Below are 20019 nucleotides of genomic sequence, written 5' to 3' on the forward strand. Positions count from 1 at the left end.
TTCAATCAACGACCATTGAGCATCGGTGAGCAGCTGGAACCGTGACATGGCCTAAGTCTCAGCCGAAACACCCGAAACATTTGTCAGACACGCCCTAGCGCGTATCGAACGCATCGTCATCCTGGTCGCTGCCGGGGTTAACATCGCCGGCATTGGCCGTATCCTGGATCTCCAAGACGCCAACCATGCACTACGACTACGTATCGAGGCGAACGACAGTTAGGCACGCCTTCTGGATGGAAGTAGAAAGGCTGTGCAACAACTAGCAGTCTTCGGCGGCATGACCGGGAGCGCTGCTGCGGGGGGGCGGGGTAATCGTCAACCTGGCAGTCCATTTCGCCATGCGCGTCTTGTTCGCTGCCTCAGATACCAATCTTTCGGGGCCATCTATGTGTTGGTGCCCGCGCCTACCGGGCCATGGTCACCGGCATTGCCGGAAGCGGCGGCCACGAGCGCCGCGGTGGCGATGATGACATCAGCATCCGTGATACGGACGCCATCGACTAGCACCTCGGGCTGAGACGTTCACTCCAATGGCTCGGGCGTGAAGGTGACGTCGACCCCGCTTACGGTCATCGTCACCTGACCTTCGATCACCATCACCTGCGCCGAAACCCGTCGATCGACAGTCTGGGCCAGTTGCTGCACGGCTGCATGCGGTATCTGCACTACCGACAGGTTCGACAGCCCCGCCACTTTGGGACCGACGGTGCGCCACCAGGTGGTCACGCCGGCGGCGAATGGGAAGAGCAGCACCCGATCGGCCTGGCTGGCCGCTTTGCCCAATGCGCGTTCATCGGGCTGGCCGACGTTGATCCATTCCAGGATCCGGCCGGTGTAGTCGACGAGCCGCAAGTCCGGCACACCAGGAGTGGACAGGCCTGGCCCGAACGCTAACTCCCCGTCGACGTCGCTGAGTCTGTGTGCACGAAGCCCAAAAGCCAACAACCGCACCACCATCCGCTCATCGGTCTCACTGGGATGACGGGCCACCGTCAGCGCGTGATCGGCGTAGTAACCGTGATCGATATCGGAGACGCCAAGTTCGACTTTGAAGACTGTTGCAGAAAGGGCCACGTCATAGTGTCCACCCAAGTGGTGCCCACCGAGCAGTCGGGCCGCATTCAGTGGTCAGACCCGCCGAGCCAGACGTCCGTTCGCGAATGTGCGGATCATCAGAAGCGGCAGGGGAGAGCGGCCCTCCTAGACCTGCGCGCAACCCACTACTGCAGGGTCACGTAGATTCTTTGAGAACAATCCGAGCACCTAACGCAGCATTCAACGAAGGCCATCATGTCCGAGGATCAGAACACAGACGTTCCGCCGAATCACCTTTCCATCGATCCGCGTAGCGCCTTTTATAGCGAAGAGGTGCTTCGCCGCGACGTGGGTATTCGCTTTAATGGCGTCGAGAAAACCAATGTTCACGAATACAACGTGGCCGAGGGTTGGGTGCGTGTTGAAGTCCCCACCGCGAAGGATCGCCGCGGAAATCCGATGGTTGTCAAGCTCAGTGGCACGGTTGAACCTTTCTTCCGCTGAGCAAAAATCCTGGACACGGGCAGAATGGCCTACCGGCGGCGAAATCGCTTAGGACCGACCCACATCAGTGCTTAGACGCGTACTCAACCTTGGTGACGATCCACCGGTTCTTCTGGTACTCGAGAGTGGTGGCCCAGGTCCCGTGCGCGGTCTTCGGTGCAGGGTTTCTCGGTGTCGTTACCGACCAGGCGATCTGTGACTCAACGCGGGCGTTGGTACCGGAACACTCGACCTGCTTGCTGGTCAGCTCGGCGATATGCGAGACGTATCGATCTGCGCCCGGAATCGTGTTGACGGAGCGGAATGCCTGTTCGGACTGTGTGTAAACCTCAGGGGATAGGCGCTCCTTGAGTGCGGGCAGGTTCTGGTCTGCGAGACCGGTGAACTCGAAGCTCAGGTGGGCAACCTCCGTGGCGGCGGCGACCGTAGTGGCGCAGTGGTTCGAGGCGCGTCGGATCACGAAGTAGGCGGTGGTGCCCACCGCGATCACTAATACTGCGACAGCTGTGACTACCGCCCATCGCATCCGGCGGTTCCCGGACGCCGCAGCTGGAGGCGTGGGTGCCGGCAAGGTCGAGGCAGCGTTCTCCGATTCTGCGGGTCCACCGGCAGCCAGCGGTACAGCGAGTTCTGCTGCCAGCGTGCGCAGCTGGCTATCATCATCGAGATCGATCTGCTGTTTGAAGGCCTGGTCGGTCAATGCCATCACCTGGTCGCGGCTGATGGTTTGCCCTGTCAGCGCGGTGATCCGCTGAGAAAGCTCGTCGAGCCGGTCGTGCACAGTCATGCTCGCCACCCTAATCACTCCTTGACCGTCTTTGCGGACACCGGGATCCAGTTGAAGGGGCAACCTGTGTCGACACGATGCTTACCGATCCGGCGCTACGGCGAAAAGCATTGCGTTACAGGTCCCGTCCGCCACCAGCAAAGGGCAGTGCAGATCGTGCACGCGCTGCAATAACCAGGACATTACTGGTAACCCGCCATATTCGGTTGCGTCGTATTCCTCCCGCCGCGCAGCAGCGCTTGCGCCAGATGGGGCGGGGGGAGAGGCGCCGGACGGCTTTGCGATGGCTGCTTCTCATACCGTAGATCGGCGTTGCGCGAAGCGGACCGTCACCAGTGGCACCGGCCTGCCGATGGTCGCCTGGAACTCGGTCAGCAGTTGGTTGTTTCGCCGCACCCAATCGGCGAACTCGTCGTACTCGGCACCGGCCAGCGTCGTCGCCGTTCCTTGACACGTCTCGTTCCCGATCTCGACAGTGACGGCCGGGTTCGCCCGGATGTTGTGGAACCAGTCCGGATCCCGATCTTCCCGGAACGAGCTGAGGTAGAGCGTATCGCCGCGATAGTTGGGCGCCAGAGGCACTAATCGGAGCTGACCGCTGCGGGCACCAGTCGTAGTCAACAGGATCAGCGGGTATCCGGCGTAGTCACCGCCGACCCGGCCCGCGTTCGCCCGGAACTCGGCAACCACGTCGTCGTTCCAGTTCGATGGATCTTGACCGGTTTCCTGATTCCACGGGGCATCGGCGTCGCCGTAGCTGATGTCTTGGTTCGCCATGCTTCGAAACCTCCGCACGTCGATCACTGCTGGGGGTCGCGGACTTTGCCGAGTGCCTCAAGCAGTGTGTCGTGGATGTAGGTGAGTTCGGGAGTCGGCTCCCACGCCGTCGAATCGTCAGTGGTGTCGGACCAGTCAGTGCCGGTCGAGCTCTCGTCCCAGTCGTTGTCCAGGGCGGTCCCGCTTTTGTAGACCCACCACAGGTTGTGCCAGGGGTCGAGGAAACGGGAGAAGACATCACCGAAGAACTCGGTTGGACGGGTGACGATCTCGGCACCGCCAGCGGCCGCCCGCTCCAGCACGACCTCGACATTGTCGACATAGACTTGCAGCAGTGCCGGGGTGAATGGCCAGCCGGACTTCCGTTCGGCGAACATCACAGTGCTGCCACCGATCTGGAGCTCGGCATGCAGGAGGAGACCGTCATCGTCGACGGTGCGGGCATCGGGATGCTCGACGCCGTCGAAGACATCGTTCAGGAAACGGATCAGGCCCTCGGCGTCACGCGTGACGATGAACGGGTTGATCGTTGAGAAGCCGGCCGGTGCGGCGGGGAAAGCAGTCATGGGACTATTCGATCGCGAGACCGAAGGCGAATTCTTGAACCAAAACGACAACTCTCCGGTGCCGACACCGTCGCGGTGTCGTCGGCAGTCGCGTCAGTGCTGCCGACGCCTTTGGGCGGCAATGATGGCGGCCGGGGTCTGACCGCGAATCAACCGCAGTGAGCGCGTCAGATGCGGCTGATCGGCGAATCCGGCCCCGGCCGCCGCTTCCGCAGGCGAGTGCCCGGTCTGCAACAGGAAGTAGCCGTGCTGTGCGCGGTGAAGTTGATCGATCTGCTGAGCGGTCAGCCCGACCGTGCGACGGTAGCGGCGTTGCCAAGTTCGTTCCGAGGCGCCGATCCGATGCCCGCTCAACGCCTTGCGGACCTCCTCGTCGACCAGTAGCCCGCGGTTCTCAGCCAGGTGATCGACCCAGTCTTCCAGATCGGGCCACGCTGGCACCGGCCATCGGTGGTCCCCAAGGAGGACGTGGCCGCCCGATACCGGCAAGGTCACCGTCTCGCCGAGGATCGCCTGCTTAGGCACGCCTGGGATTGCGACGTAGGCGGCGAGTTCGACGCCCCAGTACCGCTCGCCCACATGCCCGTCGACGATCCGATTACGCAGGCTCGGACCATCCAGCTCGGCGGCCAACTCTCCGTCTCGGCGACGGATGAACGACAAACCCCAGTACTCGGATCCGATCACCGAATAGCGTTCGGGACTCTCCACAGTCGCGCGCCAGACTGTGCGTACCCGCGGTGACCGGCCCGCCCGTTCCTCCCACATCCGAGGAAACATACTGGTCGGCTTCCCCCTCCGCGTAGGCCCCGCCCACCGAGCCGTCAGGTGAGCACCTCGCCGCTCTTCTCGCCGGTGACGGCGGCCTGTTTGCCTGTTGGATGACGACGCGATCGCAGAGTGGATTCGCGTTTTCTCGCCGCAACCTGCTTCCCAGAGAAGTCGTTTCGTTGGCTGCAGCGGGTTTTACTCCGCAGGAGTTGGCTTTGCGTCTATGGTATGGGCGCCTCAACCCGGAGCGGCTGTCCTCATGCGGGGAATTATCACTGCCGAACAGGCCCGCGCTGATCTGGATAAGCACCGCAGCGCCGGCTAGGCCGTGAAGTGGGCAACCTGCGTCCGATTCTGGGACTTCCAGCAGCGAGTTACCGGCAGCACGCGGGATCTAGGGCTGCGGAGAGCGCGGTGAGGGCATTAGGGCGTGGTCGGTGAAAGACGTTCATGCCACGGCGATCTGACTCGACGAGCCCTGATTTGCGCAGTTGATTCATATGGTGGCTTACGGTCGATTCGCTGAGGCCGAGCACCCTCGATCTTCACGCTGGCCTTTTCAGGTTGTGGTGGGCGGCGATTCGGCAAGGACACCGTTGAGTAGCATGCGAACGGATGCACGTACGGTACGCATGCGTTCGTTGTGATCAGGGTTGAGGTTAGCGTTTAGAAGGGTTAATCCGAAGATCATTCCGACGGCTGCACGAGAAGTGCCGATGGCGTCCAGGTCTGCCCGCAGGTAACCAGCTCGCAGTCCTTGCTCGATATATTTAACCGATCGGGCGATTGCGATTTCGAATATGCTCGCGATACGGTTATTGAACTCCAAATCGATATTAGGCGCCTCGATCAGAATTAAGCGCATAAGGCGCAGATTGCCGAAAGCTTCTTGCAGTAATTCGCCTTGTTGATAAATGTATTGGGTGTAGTCCTGGACAGTGTTGAGGACGAGTTTCGAGTCGAGTTCGTCGAACGCGTCGGCTGCGCGTCTGATGATGGTATTGACCACTTCTTCCAGAATTGCGCGTTTACTGTCGAAGTGCCGATAAAACGTCGAACTCCCGATGCCGACGCGGCCGGCAATATCTGCGACTCCTGCGTCGTGGTAGCCGGACTCGGTGAAAACATCGATGGCTGCCGCGATGATCTCTTCACGCAAGGCCTGCTTTCGGCGTTCAGCGTAGGAGGGCTGATTCACGTGTGAATCGTATGTGATTCATCTTGGGACATGCGATTCCGTTTTCCGTTCGATGCCGCCGCCGCGAGCGTCGCGCCGACTGGACAGCCACGGCCAGCTCAGCGCTCGTTTGGAAGTCAAAGGGATACTTGACCCCGTTTCGGAATCATGATTCCCTAACGACTATGAACATCCCACTTGCTGATGATGAGGAGTTGACCGTGACCGATGCCTCGCCGTGCACTGATCGCGAATGCGATGGGGGACCAGGGTGGTCAGCTGTTCCCGCCGCTGCCGGCGCCGGGATGACTGTTTCGACTTCGTACTTCGCGTTCGAGGGCGATCGGCTGGCTTACACGCGGCAAGGTTCAGGCAGCCCAGTGCTGTTTTTCTCCAACATGGGCTCGACGAAAGAAGCTTGGGTGTTGCAGGCCGAAGCGCTACGGCACAAATTCGAGGTGATCTGTCTGGACCATATCGGCTTGGGCGAGTCCGATATCCCGGCCACGCCCTATTCGGTGGAGAAGTACGCGACGATGCTGTCGGCATTCATCGACCACCTCGATGTCGAGAAAATCTCCGTGGTGGGCAACTGCATGGGCAGCGCCATGATGTTGCTTCTCGCAGACCGCAGGCCAGAGAAGTTCGACAGGCTGTTCCTCATCAACCCCGCCAGCGCTCAAACTCTCCGCAGGAGCGTGCTGTTCGGTGGCCCGTCGCGAGTGCTCACACAGTTTTCTCGGGTCATCATCGCGGCGTCCCGGTTGTTCTGGCTGCCCAAAATTTTCGGCCGGATCGCGGTCGCCTTGCAGTACGGTCCACGCGGTTGGCGGCGAGGCATGGTGCACAGACTGCCCGGCGCGGCGGCGATCGAGGCCACTTTGAACACCCGAGGGCGAACTACCGCAACGCTGGAGATCCTTTCCGACCCCGTGCAACTCGGCCAAGTCGATCGCCTCGAACCCGGACCGGACTTTCCCCGGCGGATGGTGGTGTGGGGAGAATCCAACCTCGTGCTGTCCGCGAAGGCCGGACGCGAACTCAACCGCACCTTGCGTCCAGAACGCGAAGTTTACTTACCCGGACGCGGCCACCTGCCCATGATCGAAAGCCCCGAAGAGATCACCGCACTCATCGACGATTTCCTCACAGAGCAGAGCAGCGTGACACCTGATTCATCAGATAAAAACGAAGCAATTATCTGACATAATGTGTCTTATCGGCGTTCGATATACGCAGGGCCGATGTGAAGGGCGGCGCCACCTGCACCTTTTGCGACGTGCGCCTCCCGCGCCGACTCTCGATCTCACCCCGGCTGCCAACCTTCACGTCCCCACATATGCCCGCGCCGCTCGGCGTGTACATACGGCGACGCCGTGTCGGCTATCCATCAAGCACGCTCTGCATCAACATCTAAAACCGCTCGGGCGCAGTATATTTGACGACTATAGCCGAAGCTCAGGAGCGGGCGCACGAACGCACGATGTCGGTGAGCGAGCCCGCGCCGGTCCCGAGCGCCACACATCCGGGCCTGTAAGACTGACGGCGGCTTAACGTAGCTCGGGAGAAGGATGCACAGTGCGGGTTCTGCTCGTAGAAGATGAACCACTGCTCGCGGAGACGGTTACGGCCGGACTACGTGCCGAAGGATTCGTTGTGGTCACGGTTGGCGACGGGGTTGACGGGCTGTGGCAGGCCACCAACGAACCGTTCGACGTTATCGTGCTGGACATCATGCTGCCGGGCCTGAGTGGCTACGAGGTCCTGCGCAAGCTGCGTGCCGCACAAGTGTGGACGCCGGTGCTGATGCTCACCGCCAAGGACGGCGACTACGACCAGACTGACGCCTTCGATCTCGGGGCCGACGACTATCTGACCAAACCCTTCTCGTTCATCGTGCTGACCGCGCGCCTGCGCGCACTGGTGCGGCGCGGCGCCCCAAAACGCCCGGTGGTGCTCAGCGCCGGCGAGATCTCGCTCGATCCATCACGCAAGGTCGTCGAACGCGCCGGCGCGACAGTGCCGTTGACACCGCGCGAGTACGGCTTGCTCGAGTACCTGCTGCGCAATAAGGACACCGCGGTCACGAAAACCGAGATTCTGCAGAATGTTTGGGACAGTCACTACGACGGTCCGGACAACGTGGTCGAGGTGTATGTGGGCTATCTGCGCCGCAAGATCGGCACACACGTGATCATCACTGTCCGAGGCGTGGGCTATCGGCTCGATTCGGGCGAGTACGCCAGCGGCAACTGAACCGTCACAATCGTCCCCACACCGGCGCGGTCTCCAATGGCCACGGCGCCATCGTGGGCGGCAACGATTTCGGCAACGATCGCCAAGCCCAGCCCGCTGCCGCCCGCCTGGCGTGAACGATCGGCATCCAAGCGGACGAACCGTTCAAAAACCCGGGCACGCTCGGCGACCGGAATGCCCGGGCCATCATCGAACACCTGCAGAAATGCGCTGTCCACATCGGCGTACACCGTGATGGATACCTCCGTGGCGGCATGCCGGGCCGCGTTGTCGGCGAGATTGCGCAGCACCCGAGCCAACCCGAGCGCATCGCCGGTCACCTTGACCGCATCCAGCTTCGCCGAAATCTGCAGTGGAGTTTCGCGTTTCAGACGCGCCACCTCGGCGCAGGCCAGATCGTCCAAGTCGATCTCGGTGCGGCGCATCGGCGGACCATGCTCATCGGCCCGCGCCAAAAGCAGGAGATCCTCCACAAGGGACTGCATCCTGTGCGCTTCGGGCAACAACGCCGTCTGCACCAGCGTTCTGTCGAACACCTCGGGATGAGTTTGCGCAATCTCTAACGCCGAAATCACCGTCGCCAACGGGCTTCTCAACTCATGGGAGGCGTCGCCGACGAACCGGCGCTGCGCGGTGTGCCCGGCCTCGATCCGGCTGAGCATCTCGTTCATGGTGACTGCCAGCGCCGAAATTTCATCGGCACGATCGGGCACCGGCACCCGTTCACCCAGATCAGAGGTACTGATCTGGGTGACCCGGGAACGGATTGCATCCACAGATCGCAAGGAGCGCCGCACCAATAGGTACGTCACTACCGCGGCCACCAACGCCACTACCGGTGCGGTGACCGACAGCATGGTGGCCACCGTCGAGGTCATCGACTCGATCGGCTCGATACCGCCGCCCACCAATACCGTGTACCGGCCTTTACTGCCATCTACTGCGACCGAAGCCACGCGAATATCGTCATCGGCAGTGGCAGGAACACCCACTTGAGTTCCCTGAAAAGTATTGTTGTGCACAGGGATCAACGGAACCTTCGGCGCCGAATCTGAACGTCTCACTGTCTGACCGCTCGCGTCGACGATCTGGACTTCCACGATCCGCTGATCGGTGGCCAACAACACCGGCTCCAGTTCATCGGGTGGTTCCCTACTTAGCCACTCAGCCACCGCCACCGCACGGGCATTGGCCGCATCATCGACATCGGCGCACAACGAGCGATACAGCAGCACCACCGATACCGATCCCACAATCATCAAACTGGCCAGGACTACGGCGGCGGCCACCAGCGCCGAGCGGGTCGCAATCCCGCCACACCATCGCCGCAAACGAACCCGTATGCGACTCTTCACCGTCGACCCCACAGGCGCATCACCAACGGTGGATGCCCTGTCGTGGCAGGCGAGCACATACCGCAATCATCTCAGGCCTACGACCGCCCAGAAGCCGTCGGCGCAGGAACAGGCGTAGCTGAGGAGGACGCGGGCGCCTGCACACGATCACCACCCCGACGTACCTGTTGGCCATCGCTTGACTTACCTTCATCATCGCCGGGACGTTGGCTCTCGGCGCCATCGCGGGCCCAGCGCTGATCGATGTCGCCGTCATCTTCGTCGGCTTCATGGTTATGTGACCGGGACTCGCTGTGCCCGCGACCATCCCGGCCATACTCGTCACCAAACTGGCTACCCGCCCAAACCCCGGCACCGAATGTCAGCCCCAGCACCGCGACCACAGCAGCCGCTGCACCTGCAATTGCTGCTACCCGGGTGAACACCGACAGGCTGGAACTTTTCCGCCTCTGGCTGGTTTCTGGGCTCGGTTCAGCGGTCTGTACGTCGGCGTCCTCTGCAGGTTCGGGAGACTTGTTGGTGTCATCAATGTTCGACATGGCTCGACAATGCCCGTCAGGCGCTGAGACTTCGCTGAGAACAAGGCCCCCGCCACACTGCCTTATTCACACCTGAGCCCACCATGATTACCTCACTGTTTGGTACGAGTGGTGAGAACCTGATCGAGTTCTTCGGCGTACGCCAGGTGTTTGCGGAGCTTGTCGATGCTGTCCCGGGTCCGGGCTTGACACCGCTGCAAGTAGTCGGTGGCTGCAGTCTTTTGAGCGATGGTCGCGGCGGGCTCGTTGAAGGTGTCGATGGCTTCGAGCAGCTCTTTCATCTCGTTAAGGGTGAAGTCGAGGGGTTTCATTCGACGGATGACCAGGAGGCGCTCGATGTCGGCTTCGGTGTAGAGGCGGAAGCCTCCTGTACTGCGCGCCGACGGGGTTACCAGGCCGACCTCGTCATAGTGGCGGATTGTGCGAATCGACAGTTCGGTGCGGGCAGCGACTTGCCCGATCTGCATGTTCGCGTTGTCTATTTCCGTCACCGGTCAGTGCACCTGTGCCCTTCTGCAACTGCACGTTTGTGTGCTGCCAACTGTAGTCAGGCCCGCGGAGCCGTTGCGGGCCTATTGGTGACTGGCACCGAATCGTCCGGTGAGCCGGTCGTGGCGGACGGCTGAGTCTCGGTTCAGGCCCACGATTTCGACCTGCTTGCCTCTTGCTTGGTACTTGGTGGTAATCGCGTCCAGTGAGGCGACGGTAGAAGCGTCCCAGATGTGGGAGTCGGTCATGTCGATGGTGATGCGGTCGGGGTCGCCGGCGTAGTCGAACTGGTACACCAGGTCATTACTGGATGCGAAGAACAGTTCTCCGGTGACCCGATAGATCGCCGTGCGGCTGCCCGTGTCTGAGTGTTGTTGGGGCTGTTCGGTTCTATGGACAGTGACCAGATGCGCGACGCGGCGGGCGAACAGAACCATGGCAGTGAGCACCCCGATGATGACGCCATAGGCCAGGTTGTGGCTGATCACTGTCACGATCACAGTGGCTGCCATGACTAGGGTTTCGCTGCGAGGCATGCGACGCAGCGTGGCCGGGTTGATGCTGTGCCAGTCCATGGTGCCCACGGAAACCATGATCATCACTGCAACCAAGGCCGCCATGGGTATGCGACCGACGATATCCCCCAGTCCGACAACCAATCCCAGAAGGAAGGCCCCGGCTAGGAAAGTTGAGATACGCGTGCGTGCACCGGAGACTTTTACGTTGATCATGGTCTGGCCGATCATGGCGCATCCGCCCATGCCGCCAAAGAAGCCGGTGACCACGTTGGCTACGCCTTGTCCCCAGCCTTCGCGGGTCTTGTTGGAGTGAGTATCGGTGATGTCATCGACCAGCTTGGCGGTCATCAACGATTCAAGCAGTCCAACCAAGGCCATCGCCAACGCGTACGGCGCGATGATTCCCAATGTGTGCATCGTCCACGGCACACGCGGAATGAATAGCGTTGGCAGACTGGACGGTAAAGTGCCCTCATCGCTGACGCTGGGCAGGTGGAGCGCAAGCACCATCACCGCGGCGGTCAGGGCCACAATGGCGACCAGCGGTGCGGGCACTGCGGTGGTCAGTTTCGGTAGAAGCACCATGATCAGCAGCCCCACCCCGACAAATGGATAGACGAGCGCGGGAACGCCGATCAAGTGCGGCAATTGGGAAATGAAGATCAAGATGGCCAGTGCGTTGACGAAGCCGACCATGACGCTGCGTGGGATGAACCGCATCAGCCGGGCCACTCCCAGTGCACTGAGCAGGATCTGGAACAGTCCGGCCAGAATGACTGTGGCGATGAAATAGTGCATGCCGTACTCGCGCACGACCGGCGCGATCACGAGAGCAACTGCCCCGGTCGCCGCTGAAATCATCGCCGGGCGCCCGCCAACTATCGCAATGGTCACCGCCATCGTGAACGAAGCGAACAAGCCGACTCGTGGATCTACCCCGGCGATCACCGAGAACGAGATCGCCTCAGGGATCAGCGCCAGGGCCACTACTAGCCCAGCCAGAACCTCCGTGCGCGTCCGCGACCAGGACCGCAGCGTCGCCCATACCGACGTGCTCGGGCCATCTGCTTCACGCACGCCCGGTATGACAGATGGTTGTCTAGACGGCACAGCGTTCTCCATTCATATTGCAGCACAACAGCATCCACCTTGACGGGAGTCGTGGGATGCGACGGATGCGGCACTGCACCCCTATCGGAACGCCGGCAGCTCAGGAATCTTGAAGCCGGCAGATTGTCCGTAACTCTACCCTCACGGAAGGGTAGAGTTGCAACCCTGTCAGGCGGGTCGCGAGGGCGCGTGGCGTAGATCACTATAGCGCTGATATAGATAAAGCTATAGCAGCGCTATAGTCAAAATCATGGACGCACGGGCAACGCTATTGGCCTCTGCTTTGGAGGTTCTGGAGCACCGCGGAGAGGCAGGCTTCTCGACGCGCGCAGTGTGTGCGATGGCCGGCGTCACCGCCCCAACTCTCTATCACCACTTCGGCAATGCGGACGGCCTGCTCAGCGCCGCGATCACTGAAGCGTTTGCGCAGTTCCTCGCGGGTAAGAAGGCGGAGACCTTCTCGCCCGATCCCCTGGTAGCGCTTGGGCAGGGATGGGATAACTACGTCCGCTTCGCCGCCGAACGTCCACGTCTGTATGCCGCAATGCTGGTCCGCGTCCTGCAGGGAGCCAGCATTCCGGCCGCAGATGCGGCACGTGGCCTTCTGATCGAACGTCTTGAAGCCGTCGCCGCCAAGCGCCGACTTGCCATGGATGTGCAGGCGGCCGCCGACCTCATCTGGGCCTCGGCTCACGCCGCGTCATCCCTGTACCTGCTGGACACCGAACGACAACCTGATCCGATCGTGATCAATGCCCTGCGCGACCGCGCAATCCAATCCATTTACGCACCCAACGAAAGTGACAAGCAGACATGAAGATATTTGTTACCGGCGGCTCCGGGTTCCTCGGTGCGCGCCTGATTCCCACGCTCGTCGGCGACGGGCACGAGGTGTTCGCGCTGGCGCGGTCGGCGTCGTCCATCGACACGGTGCGCGCACTCGGTGCCACACCGGTTGAAGGAGATCTGGAAAGCCCCGAGAAACTCTCGATTCCGAGCGTCGACGCGGTGATCCACGCCGCTGCGCACTTCCGGTTCGCGGGCCCGCGCGTCCCCTACTTCCAGGCGAATGTCGTTGGGACCGAGGCACTTCTGGCATCAGCTCAAAAGGCTGGCGCTAATACATTTGTCTACATCAGTGCCGCTGCGCTGGTCATGGACGATCGTGGGACACCCCTGCGCAACGTTGATGAGACGGCGCCCACCTACCCGAATAGCTTCTCCGGGTATATCGCAAGCAAATCTCAGGGCGAGGCGGCGGTGCTCGCTGCGAACCGGCCCGGGTTCCGCACCCTCGCGCTTCGTCCACCCGGTGTTTGGGGTCCTGGCGGTCCGTTCAGCAAGCAGCTTCCCTCGGCCGTGGAGTCCGGACAATTCGCATTTATCGCGCGCGGCGAATACCCGGTGTCCACGATCCACGTCGATAACGTCGTCGAGGCGGTCCAGTGCGCGCTCGAACGCGGCACCGGCGGTCGTCCCTACTTCATCAACGATCGTGAATCCGTCACCTTCCACGAGTTCGTGGCCGGTCATGCAGCGGCGTCAGGTGTTTCGATCGATGGCCTGCGATCCATCCCGTACCGGGTGGCCTTCACCCTCGGACGTGTTCTGGAGGCCGTCGCGACGTTGCGCTCAGACAAGGGCGATCCGCCGCTGACACGCACGATGGTGCGATTGATTGGACGCGAATTCACGACCGACGATTCGGCCGCACGCCGCGAACTGGGCTACGTTGGAAAGACAACACGCGCCGAGGGGCTGAACGCTTTGGCACTCGGCTGAGTGCTGCCAGCTGATTCTCAGGTGTGAGATCTAGCCTCATTCGTCGGTCCCGGAATCGACGAGAAGGACGCGATGGCTTTCAGCGTGAAAAATCTAGGCCCCGAAACAACGAGCACACGGATCGCAGTGGTTCTCGCAACAGCGCTGTTCGCGGTCTTTGCAACACTGGCGGTGACGGCGCGCCATTACGGCTCGGGCACCGCTGTCGATCATCACACGTTGGGCTGGTTGGAGATTCATCGGCATGGTTGGCTCACCGCGGTGGCGATCGTGGTCACCCACCTCGGTAGCCCGACGGCGGTGTCTATCGCGACAGTCATCGCGGCACTGGTGATCTGGCGTTTCACACGCTCGGCGAGAACCGCTGCCACCGTCGCCGTCGCGGTCGGGGCCGCATTCCTCCTTGCTGCGGTGGCGAAATGGACTGTTGGAGAGCATCGTCCGCCCGGAGATGATCAGCTGGTTGCCGAAAGCGGCTGGTCCTTTCCCTCCGGGCACGTTACGGGCACGACCGCTCTCGCCGGGATATTGACCGTGGTGGTCGCCTACCGGTACCGCGATTGGCGAAGGCATGCGGCGCTGTTGGGGACGATCGTTGCGGTGCTGTCGGTGGCCGGTAGTCGTCTCTATCTCGGAGATCATTGGATGGTCGATGTTTTGGCGGGGGTCGTGCTGGCGACAGCTGTCGTGATCATCGCGGCCGCAGCACTTCACCGGGCCAGCGCGACCGCCCACGCTCCCCGGGGCATTGCCTGAGATGTTTGCACCCTCCGAGCCACTCACCTGGACGATGCTCTGGTGTGCATGGCATTTCGATGCGGCCGCGGCCGTGTGCACTGTCTTGCTCGGCGCGAGTTATAGCTGGGCGCTGGCTCGTGCGCGGCGCCGTCAGGTGACGATCAGTGCCGCCTCGGCGAGCTGCTTTTTCGTCGGAGTCGGCTGCTGGGCGATGGCATGCATGAGCGTCATCGGTGTCTATGCGCAGGCCCTGTTCTGGATGCGTGCACTGCAGGTTGTCTTGCTGCTGATGGTCGTCCCGTTCTTCTTGGCCCTGGGTCGGCCGGTCACTGTTGTGCGCAGCGCGCTGCATCCGCGCATGCTGGACAGATTCGATAGCGCAGTGTCGTCGATGCCCGCGCGCGTGGTCACTCACCCGCTCACCACATCTCTGGCGATGCTGGTCACCCCATGGTTGCTCTATCTCACGCCCTGGTACACGGCTTCCCTCACAGTAGGCGCGCTCGGTGCAGCGACAAGAACAGTGTTGGTGTTCATAGGGTTTGCGTACTTCTACGCGCGCCTTCAGGTGGACCAGGTACCCCGCAGGTACCCGCAGCTGATCTCACTGCTGATCAGTGTGGCCGAGACGATCGGCGACGGAATACTGGGTTTGGTGCTGTGGCAGGGTCCACTCGTGGCGTCGGCCTATTACCTGGCGTTGCACCGCTCTTGGGGACCGGATATGCGAACCGATCAGACCTATGGTGCCGGGATTCTCTGGATCCTGGGCGACGTCCTTGGGCTTCCTTTTCTCCTGCTGCTCATGCGTGCGCTGTCGGCCGACGACAAAGCGCAGGCAGCCAGGATCGACGAGGAACTCGACCAGGCCGACCAGGCTACCGCCGTTCTGGGCGACGCGGCGGCGCAGGACCAGGGCCCCTCGACGCTATGGTGGGAGAACGATCCACAGCTGCGGGAGCGGTTCGGGCATCGCTGATATCGCGTCCTGAGTGATCTTTCCCTCGTCAACTTCTGCACACATCGTCTAGTTTTCGGGCAGTATGAACAGATGGATGTCCCACGGTGCGGCCTGCCGTCGCCCGTCGACTCGCCGTTATCAGGGTCCGGTCCTCGCCAGCGCCCGCCACGACCGTCCTCCCCCGCAGTCGATACCTCGACACCCATCGGTCGTGCCGTCGCCGGCTTCTACCTCGCTTTCGAGGCCGTCGACGACTCTGACAGGCTTCGTGACGCCACGAACCGACTCGGCCAGCCTGATGCCCCCGAGGCCGACACCCGCGAGAAATACCTCGCGCTGGCCCGCGCCATCACCACGGTGGAAACGATCCGTCGCCACGCCGGGAGCACATTGCGCGAGATCAGCGCCCGTGCCGCGCGTACGGCCGCACGACTCACGCCTGACGCGGCGGATCTGCCTTCGGACATCAACGACGCGATCCATGCCGCTGTGCGTAGCGAGTCGATTGCCGTCTGCGAACGCGCCGTGCAGCTGATCAACGACCAGACCCGCGTGGTGCTGGACCTCGACGAAGTAACGACCACCATGACGGTGCACGGCTGGTTAGCGAGCCGTGGCCTGACGGACTAGTGGGCCGCGGCATCCCAACTGCGGCCGTAGCCCACCGAAACCTCCAGTGGCACATCCAGCGGATATGCCGAACCCATGGTTTCGCGGACCAATGCTTCCAGCGTCTCCCGCTCGCCATCGGCCACCTCGAACAGCAGCTCGTCGTGCACCTGAAGCAGCATGCGCGACTGTAAGCCTTTGTCGCGCAAAGCCTTGTCGGTGGTAATCATCGCGACCTTGATGATGTCGGCGGCGCTCCCCTGGATCGGTGCGTTGAGAGCGGCACGTTCGGCCGCCTCGCGCCGCAGACGATCGCCGCTGTCCAAGTCGGGCAGGTAGCGGCGCCGGCCGAGCACTGTCGAGGTGTATCCGTCCTTACGCGCCTGATCCACCACGGCGTGCAGGTATTCGCGAACGCCACCGAATCGCGAAAAGTACTGGTCCATCTGCTCTTTGGCCTCGTCATTAGAGATCTTGAGCTGGGTGGCAAGGCCATAGGCGGACAATCCGTAGGCCAGGCCATAGGACATCGCCTTGACCCGCCGGCGCAACTCGCCGGTGACCTCGTCGATCGGCACCCCGAATGCGCGGGCGGCCACAAACGAGTGCAGGTCCTCGCCGGTGTTGAACGCTTCGATCAGGCCCTCATCGGCCGACAGATGCGCCATGATGCGCATCTCGATCTGGCTGTAGTCAACCGTCATCAACTCGGAGTAACCCGCGCCGACCACAAATCCGTCCCGGATCTCGCGACCGGCCTCGGTGCGCACCGGGATGTTCTGCAGGTTCGGCTCGGTTGATGACAACCGGCCCGTCGCTGCGATCGTCTGGTTGAAGGTGGTGTGGATACGCCCATCGGCCGCAACGGATTTCAGTAGCCCATCGACGGTGACCTTCAGCCTGGTGACGTCGCGATGTGTGAGCAGATGCTCCAGGAATGGATGTCCGGTCTTGTCGAAAAGTGTCTGCAGGGCATCTGCGTCGGTGGTGTAGCCGGTCTTGGTCTTCTTGGTCTTGGGCATGCCGAGCTCGTCGAACAACACAACCTGCAGCTGTTTTGGAGAGCCCAGGTTGATCTGCTTACCGATCACCGCGTAGGCGGCGTCGGCTGCCTCGCGGATACCGGAGGCGAACTGGTTCTGCAGAGAGGTCAGGTGGTCGATGTCGACGGCGATACCAACGGATTCCAATCCCGCAAGCACCCGCTGGACCGGCAGCTCCATGTCAGCCAGCAGACCCGACGACTCGATACGTTCGAGTTCGATGTCGAGTGCATCGGCGAGGTCGATGACGGCACGGGCACGCAACATCTGGGCCTGAGCAGCCTTGGCATCACCGGCGCCGTCGTCATCGAGTAGTGAGAGCTGTTGCTCTCCATCGTCTTCGGCACGCAGCTCGCGGCGCAGATACCGCAACGACAGGTCGTCGAGGGCAAAGCTGCGCTGCCCCGGGCGCACCAGGTAGGCCGCGAGAGCGGTGTCGGAGGAGACACCGTTGAGCTGCCACCCACGCCCGGCCAGTGCGTGCATGGCCTGTTTTGCTTCGTGTAGCGCCTTGGGGCGATCTTCGTCGGCCAGCCACGCCGCGAGAGCTGCTTCGTCCTCTGGCGTGACCGTGGTGGTGTCGATGTACGCACCATCGCCGTCGGCCGACGCGACGGCCACCGCCGTGGCATCGCCGTCATAGGGCGTGTACGCCCCGACGATGGCTAGTCCGCTACGGCGACCATCGGAGGTGTGGGTGGCCAGCCAGTCGGTGACAGTTCCCGGCTCGAGTGCCTGGCCCACCAGCTGGAATCCCTCGTCTACCTCAGGCTCGACAGCCTCCAGGGTCTCAAACAGCCTGTCACGCAGTACCCGGAACTCGAGATCGTCGAAGAGCCGGTGGATCTGATCACGATCCCAGGGGGCCAGCGCCAGCTGGGCAGGGACATACGGAAGCGGCACCGTCCGAACCAGATCGGTGAGCTCGCGATTCAGGACCACCGAGGCCAGGTTTGCGCGCAGTGAGTCGCCGACCTTGCCGCGCACGGTGTCGGCCTTGTCGATCAATTCCTGCAACGAGCCGTACTCGAGGATCCACTTGGACGCGGTCTTCTCGCCGACACCGGGAATCCCGGGCAGGTTATCGCTCGGGTCGCCCCGCAGTGCCGCGAAATCCGGGTACTGGGTGGGCGTCAGGCCGTACTTCTCGACCACCGCCTCCGGCGTGAACCGGGTGAGGTCGCTGACGCCCTTGCGTGGATACAGCACCGTCACGTCGTCGTTGACCAGCTGCAGCGAGTCGCGATCACCGGTGACCACATAGACCTTGAAACCCTCGGCCTGTCCCTGTGTGGCCAGGGTGGCGATGATGTCGTCTGCCTCGAAGCCCTCCTCGGCGAGCACGGTGATGCCGAGCGCCTGCAGGACTTCCTTCGTGATGTCGATCTGTCCGCGGAACTCATCGGGCGTGGCCGAGCGGGTGGCTTTGTACTCGGGGTACCGCTCCGAGCGGAACGTCTTGCGGGAAACGTCGAAGGCTGCTGCCACATGTGTGGGCGCCTCATCGCGCAGCAAGTTGATCAACATCGAGGTGAATCCATAGACCGCGTTCGTGGTCAGCCCGGACTGCGTCTTGAAGTTCTCGGCCGGGAGTGCATAAAACGCCCGGAACGCCAGCGAGTTACCGTCGAGCAGCAGGAGGGTCGGCTGTTTGGTTCCGGTCTTCGTCGCAGGCGCAGTCACCCTCCTACCCTAAGCAACGGGTGCGACAGCACCTATGACCCCGATGCCTTATCCAGCGCGGCGTCGAACACAGCTCGGTGACCACGGATCTGCACGTGATGGGTGCGTGCCCAGAGCACCAACGCGGCGGAGATGCCGTGCAGGTCGATTCCCAGCGGTGTCAGCGCGTATTCGACTCGAGGTGGCACCTCGGCGAACGCGGTGCGCGTGACGAGGCCATCGCGGCGTAACAGCATCAACGTGCGGGTGAGCATGCGCTGCGAGATGCCCGGAATGGCCTCGTGCAGCTCGGTGTATCGGCGCGGGCCATCGTGCAGGGTCGCGATGATCAGCACGCTCCACTTGTCGCCAACGCGGTCGAGAACCTCCCGAATGAATTCACCTTCGGCGAGTCCTACCCCGGCACAGATGCTCGGCAACGCGGGGCCGACGGAGGTCATGTCGAGCTCGGTCATCACGCACATCCTTGTTCGCGGGCGCACACGTGTGTGCCTTTTGTAAGAGGTCTAAAACATCTCCATGATGGTGCTACGCACATATCAGAAGAAATGATATGACCTGGAGGTTAGTCATGGACAGAACAATGCTGGTGTTGGGTGCCGGCAGTGGCACCGGAGCGGCGGTGGCGCGGCGGTTTGGGCGCGAAGGGTTCCACGTTGTGGTGGTCGGCCGCCGACGCGAACCACTCGATACTTTGGTGGCAGACCTCGCGGGAGGAGGGGTGAGCGCGACCGCGTTTTCCGTGGACCTCACCGATGACATCCGCGTCGAGGAACTTCTCACAGCAGTCGACACCACATTGCCGCCAATCGAGGCGATTTACTACGGCCCCTCGTCGCCGGTGGCATTCACCCCGGCGCGCGATCTCACCGCCGCCGAGGCCGACCATTACTGGGCGCTGTTCGTGCGGCCGCTGATCCGCACGGTGAGCGCCGCGCTGCCGGGGATGATTGACCGGAAACGCGGAACGATCCTGGCCACCATCGGCGGTACCGGGGCCAGGGCGATGCCGGAGATGAGTGGGCCCGGTCCGGCTGCCGCCGCGGCACGAAACTACCTGCAGGGCTTACATTCTGAGATGGCGCCGCACGGCGTGTACGTCGGGCTGCTGACCATCGGGGCTCTCATTCTCGGCAGTGAGATGGCGGCGATAACACCCGGGGATGCCCACGGGTTTCCGACGGTCGAATCGGCGGCGCTGGCTGAGCACCTGTGGGGTATGTCAACGGTGCGCAGCACGTTCGAGAATTTCGTGCCGCGGGACTCGGCCTTCCAGCCCTGATCCCGCTGTGCGGGACACAAAACTGACACACGTT

General features: G+C 62.3%; 21 protein-coding genes and 1 pseudogene. 9 read left to right on the top strand and 13 right to left on the bottom strand.

Going from position 1 to position 20019, the window contains the following annotated elements:
- Window positions 1–525: 525 nt before the first annotated feature.
- Window positions 526–1077 carry a YaeQ family protein gene (locus AOT83_RS01240; RefSeq protein ID WP_030097795.1) on the bottom strand — a complete coding sequence of 184 codons (552 nt, stop codon included), beginning with the start codon at window positions 1075–1077 and terminating at the stop codon, window positions 526–528.
- A gap of 216 nt (window positions 1078–1293) precedes the next feature.
- On the opposite strand from AOT83_RS01240, the gene AOT83_RS01245 reads away from it, so the two are divergent.
- Window positions 1294–1542, top strand: coding sequence for a DUF3297 family protein (locus AOT83_RS01245; RefSeq protein WP_005058085.1), 249 nt, complete (start codon window positions 1294–1296; stop codon window positions 1540–1542).
- Window positions 1543–1606: 64 nt separating this feature from the next.
- On the opposite strand, the gene AOT83_RS01250 is transcribed toward AOT83_RS01245, so the two are convergent.
- The 6 genes and pseudogenes from AOT83_RS01250 to AOT83_RS01270 form a co-directional block, all read right to left on the bottom strand.
- Window positions 1607–2329 (bottom strand): hypothetical protein, encoded by a 723-nt coding sequence (locus AOT83_RS01250; RefSeq protein WP_057965823.1) that lies wholly within the window; start codon window positions 2327–2329, stop codon window positions 1607–1609.
- Window positions 2330–2623: 294 nt separating this feature from the next.
- Window positions 2624–3106 carry a nitroreductase/quinone reductase family protein gene (locus AOT83_RS01255; protein WP_057965822.1) on the bottom strand — a complete coding sequence of 161 codons (483 nt, stop codon included), beginning with the start codon at window positions 3104–3106 and terminating at the stop codon, window positions 2624–2626.
- 23 nt (window positions 3107–3129) lie between these two features.
- Complete coding sequence (locus tag AOT83_RS01260; protein WP_057965821.1) at window positions 3130–3672, bottom strand: VOC family protein; 543 nt, start codon at window positions 3670–3672, stop codon at window positions 3130–3132.
- Between the two features lie 93 nt (window positions 3673–3765).
- The gene (locus AOT83_RS01265) at window positions 3766–4440 is read right to left on the bottom strand and encodes a helix-turn-helix domain-containing protein (RefSeq protein WP_030097791.1); all 675 of its coding nucleotides are present in this window, start codon (window positions 4438–4440) and stop codon (window positions 3766–3768) included.
- Between the two features lie 377 nt (window positions 4441–4817).
- Window positions 4818–4979, bottom strand: a pseudogene (locus AOT83_RS26590) (helix-turn-helix domain-containing protein); the annotation flags it as partial.
- A gap of 23 nt (window positions 4980–5002) precedes the next feature.
- Window positions 5003–5641: a TetR/AcrR family transcriptional regulator gene (locus AOT83_RS01270; protein ID WP_057965820.1), complete on the bottom strand. Its 639-nt coding sequence runs from the start codon at window positions 5639–5641 to the stop codon at window positions 5003–5005.
- 200 nt (window positions 5642–5841) lie between these two features.
- On the opposite strand from AOT83_RS01270, the gene AOT83_RS01275 reads away from it, so the two are divergent.
- Both AOT83_RS01275 and AOT83_RS01280 read left to right on the top strand, forming a co-directional pair.
- Entirely contained in the window at window positions 5842–6825 is a 984-nt protein-coding gene (locus tag AOT83_RS01275; RefSeq protein ID WP_232785246.1) for an alpha/beta hydrolase, read from the top strand.
- A gap of 373 nt (window positions 6826–7198) precedes the next feature.
- Window positions 7199–7876 carry a response regulator transcription factor gene (locus AOT83_RS01280; RefSeq protein ID WP_057965819.1) on the top strand — a complete coding sequence of 226 codons (678 nt, stop codon included), beginning with the start codon at window positions 7199–7201 and terminating at the stop codon, window positions 7874–7876.
- Here AOT83_RS01280 and AOT83_RS01285 read toward each other — a convergent pair.
- From AOT83_RS01285 to AOT83_RS01300, 4 genes are all read right to left on the bottom strand, one after another.
- On the bottom strand, window positions 7837–9207 hold the full coding sequence (locus AOT83_RS01285) for a HAMP domain-containing sensor histidine kinase (RefSeq protein ID WP_081343750.1): 1371 nt from the start codon (window positions 9205–9207) through the stop codon (window positions 7837–7839). The genes AOT83_RS01280 and AOT83_RS01285 overlap by 40 nt on opposite strands.
- Before the next feature lie 101 nt (window positions 9208–9308).
- On the bottom strand, window positions 9309–9770 hold the full coding sequence (locus tag AOT83_RS01290) for a hypothetical protein (protein ID WP_057965818.1): 462 nt from the start codon (window positions 9768–9770) through the stop codon (window positions 9309–9311).
- A 92-nt stretch (window positions 9771–9862) separates the two neighbouring features.
- Window positions 9863–10237, bottom strand: coding sequence for a MerR family transcriptional regulator (locus AOT83_RS01295; protein WP_196325720.1), 375 nt, complete (start codon window positions 10235–10237; stop codon window positions 9863–9865).
- A gap of 105 nt (window positions 10238–10342) precedes the next feature.
- Window positions 10343–11887, bottom strand: a complete 1545-nt coding sequence (locus AOT83_RS01300; RefSeq protein ID WP_057965827.1) for a SulP family inorganic anion transporter — start codon at window positions 11885–11887, stop codon at window positions 10343–10345.
- Between the two features lie 250 nt (window positions 11888–12137).
- On the opposite strand from AOT83_RS01300, the gene AOT83_RS01305 reads away from it, so the two are divergent.
- The 5 genes from AOT83_RS01305 (at window position 12138) to AOT83_RS01325 (ending at window position 15998) form a co-directional block, all read left to right on the top strand.
- On the top strand, window positions 12138–12704 hold the full coding sequence (locus AOT83_RS01305) for a TetR/AcrR family transcriptional regulator (RefSeq protein ID WP_057965816.1): 567 nt from the start codon (window positions 12138–12140) through the stop codon (window positions 12702–12704).
- A complete protein-coding gene (locus AOT83_RS01310; protein WP_057965815.1) occupies window positions 12701–13669 on the top strand; it encodes an NAD-dependent epimerase/dehydratase family protein in 969 nt (322 codons plus the stop codon). The genes AOT83_RS01305 and AOT83_RS01310 overlap by 4 nt, the downstream gene beginning before the upstream one ends.
- Window positions 13670–13795: 126 nt before the next feature.
- Window positions 13796–14425, top strand: coding sequence for a phosphatase PAP2 family protein (locus AOT83_RS01315; RefSeq protein WP_057979781.1), 630 nt, complete (start codon window positions 13796–13798; stop codon window positions 14423–14425).
- 1 nt (window position 14426) lies between these two features.
- Entirely contained in the window at window positions 14427–15386 is a 960-nt protein-coding gene (locus AOT83_RS01320) for a cytochrome c oxidase assembly protein (RefSeq protein ID WP_057965813.1), read from the top strand.
- Between the two features lie 72 nt (window positions 15387–15458).
- Window positions 15459–15998 carry a hypothetical protein gene (locus AOT83_RS01325; protein WP_109394647.1) on the top strand — a complete coding sequence of 180 codons (540 nt, stop codon included), beginning with the start codon at window positions 15459–15461 and terminating at the stop codon, window positions 15996–15998.
- On the opposite strand, the gene polA is transcribed toward AOT83_RS01325, so the two are convergent.
- Window positions 15995–18703: a DNA polymerase I gene (gene polA / locus AOT83_RS01330; protein WP_057965812.1), complete on the bottom strand. Its 2709-nt coding sequence runs from the start codon at window positions 18701–18703 to the stop codon at window positions 15995–15997. The two genes, AOT83_RS01325 and polA, sit on opposite strands and share 4 nt — an antisense overlap.
- A gap of 32 nt (window positions 18704–18735) precedes the next feature.
- Window positions 18736–19143: a helix-turn-helix domain-containing protein gene (locus AOT83_RS01335; protein ID WP_198530402.1), complete on the bottom strand. Its 408-nt coding sequence runs from the start codon at window positions 19141–19143 to the stop codon at window positions 18736–18738.
- Window positions 19144–19274: 131 nt separating this feature from the next.
- Here AOT83_RS01335 and AOT83_RS01340 point away from each other — a divergent pair, with 131 nt between their 5' ends.
- On the top strand, window positions 19275–19985 hold the full coding sequence (locus tag AOT83_RS01340; RefSeq protein WP_070943099.1) for an SDR family NAD(P)-dependent oxidoreductase: 711 nt from the start codon (window positions 19275–19277) through the stop codon (window positions 19983–19985).
- Window positions 19986–20019 lie beyond the last annotated feature (34 nt).

Source organism: Mycobacteroides sp. H001, assembly GCF_001440005.1.
GTDB classification, from domain to species: domain Bacteria; phylum Actinomycetota; class Actinomycetes; order Mycobacteriales; family Mycobacteriaceae; genus Mycobacterium; species Mycobacterium gwanakae.

Coding starts and splice junctions, on each gene's coding strand:
- AOT83_RS01245 (WP_005058085.1), top strand. CDS start 1,294: ATGTCCGAGGATCAGAACACAGACGTTCCGCCGAATCACCTTTCCATC.
- AOT83_RS01250 (WP_057965823.1), bottom strand. CDS start 2,329: ATGACTGTGCACGACCGGCTCGACGAGCTTTCTCAGCGGATCACCGCG.
- AOT83_RS01255 (WP_057965822.1), bottom strand. CDS start 3,106: ATGGCGAACCAAGACATCAGCTACGGCGACGCCGATGCCCCGTGGAAT.
- AOT83_RS01260 (WP_057965821.1), bottom strand. CDS start 3,672: ATGACTGCTTTCCCCGCCGCACCGGCCGGCTTCTCAACGATCAACCCG.
- AOT83_RS01265 (WP_030097791.1), bottom strand. CDS start 4,440: ATGTGGGAGGAACGGGCGGGCCGGTCACCGCGGGTACGCACAGTCTGG.
- AOT83_RS01290 (WP_057965818.1), bottom strand. CDS start 9,770: ATGTCGAACATTGATGACACCAACAAGTCTCCCGAACCTGCAGAGGAC.
- AOT83_RS01295 (WP_196325720.1), bottom strand. CDS start 10,237: ATGCAGATCGGGCAAGTCGCTGCCCGCACCGAACTGTCGATTCGCACA.
- AOT83_RS01305 (WP_057965816.1), top strand. CDS start 12,138: ATGGACGCACGGGCAACGCTATTGGCCTCTGCTTTGGAGGTTCTGGAG.
- AOT83_RS01310 (WP_057965815.1), top strand. CDS start 12,701: ATGAAGATATTTGTTACCGGCGGCTCCGGGTTCCTCGGTGCGCGCCTG.
- AOT83_RS01320 (WP_057965813.1), top strand. CDS start 14,427: ATGTTTGCACCCTCCGAGCCACTCACCTGGACGATGCTCTGGTGTGCA.
- AOT83_RS01325 (WP_109394647.1), top strand. CDS start 15,459: ATGGATGTCCCACGGTGCGGCCTGCCGTCGCCCGTCGACTCGCCGTTA.
- AOT83_RS01335 (WP_198530402.1), bottom strand. CDS start 19,143: ATGACCTCCGTCGGCCCCGCGTTGCCGAGCATCTGTGCCGGGGTAGGA.
- AOT83_RS01340 (WP_070943099.1), top strand. CDS start 19,275: ATGGACAGAACAATGCTGGTGTTGGGTGCCGGCAGTGGCACCGGAGCG.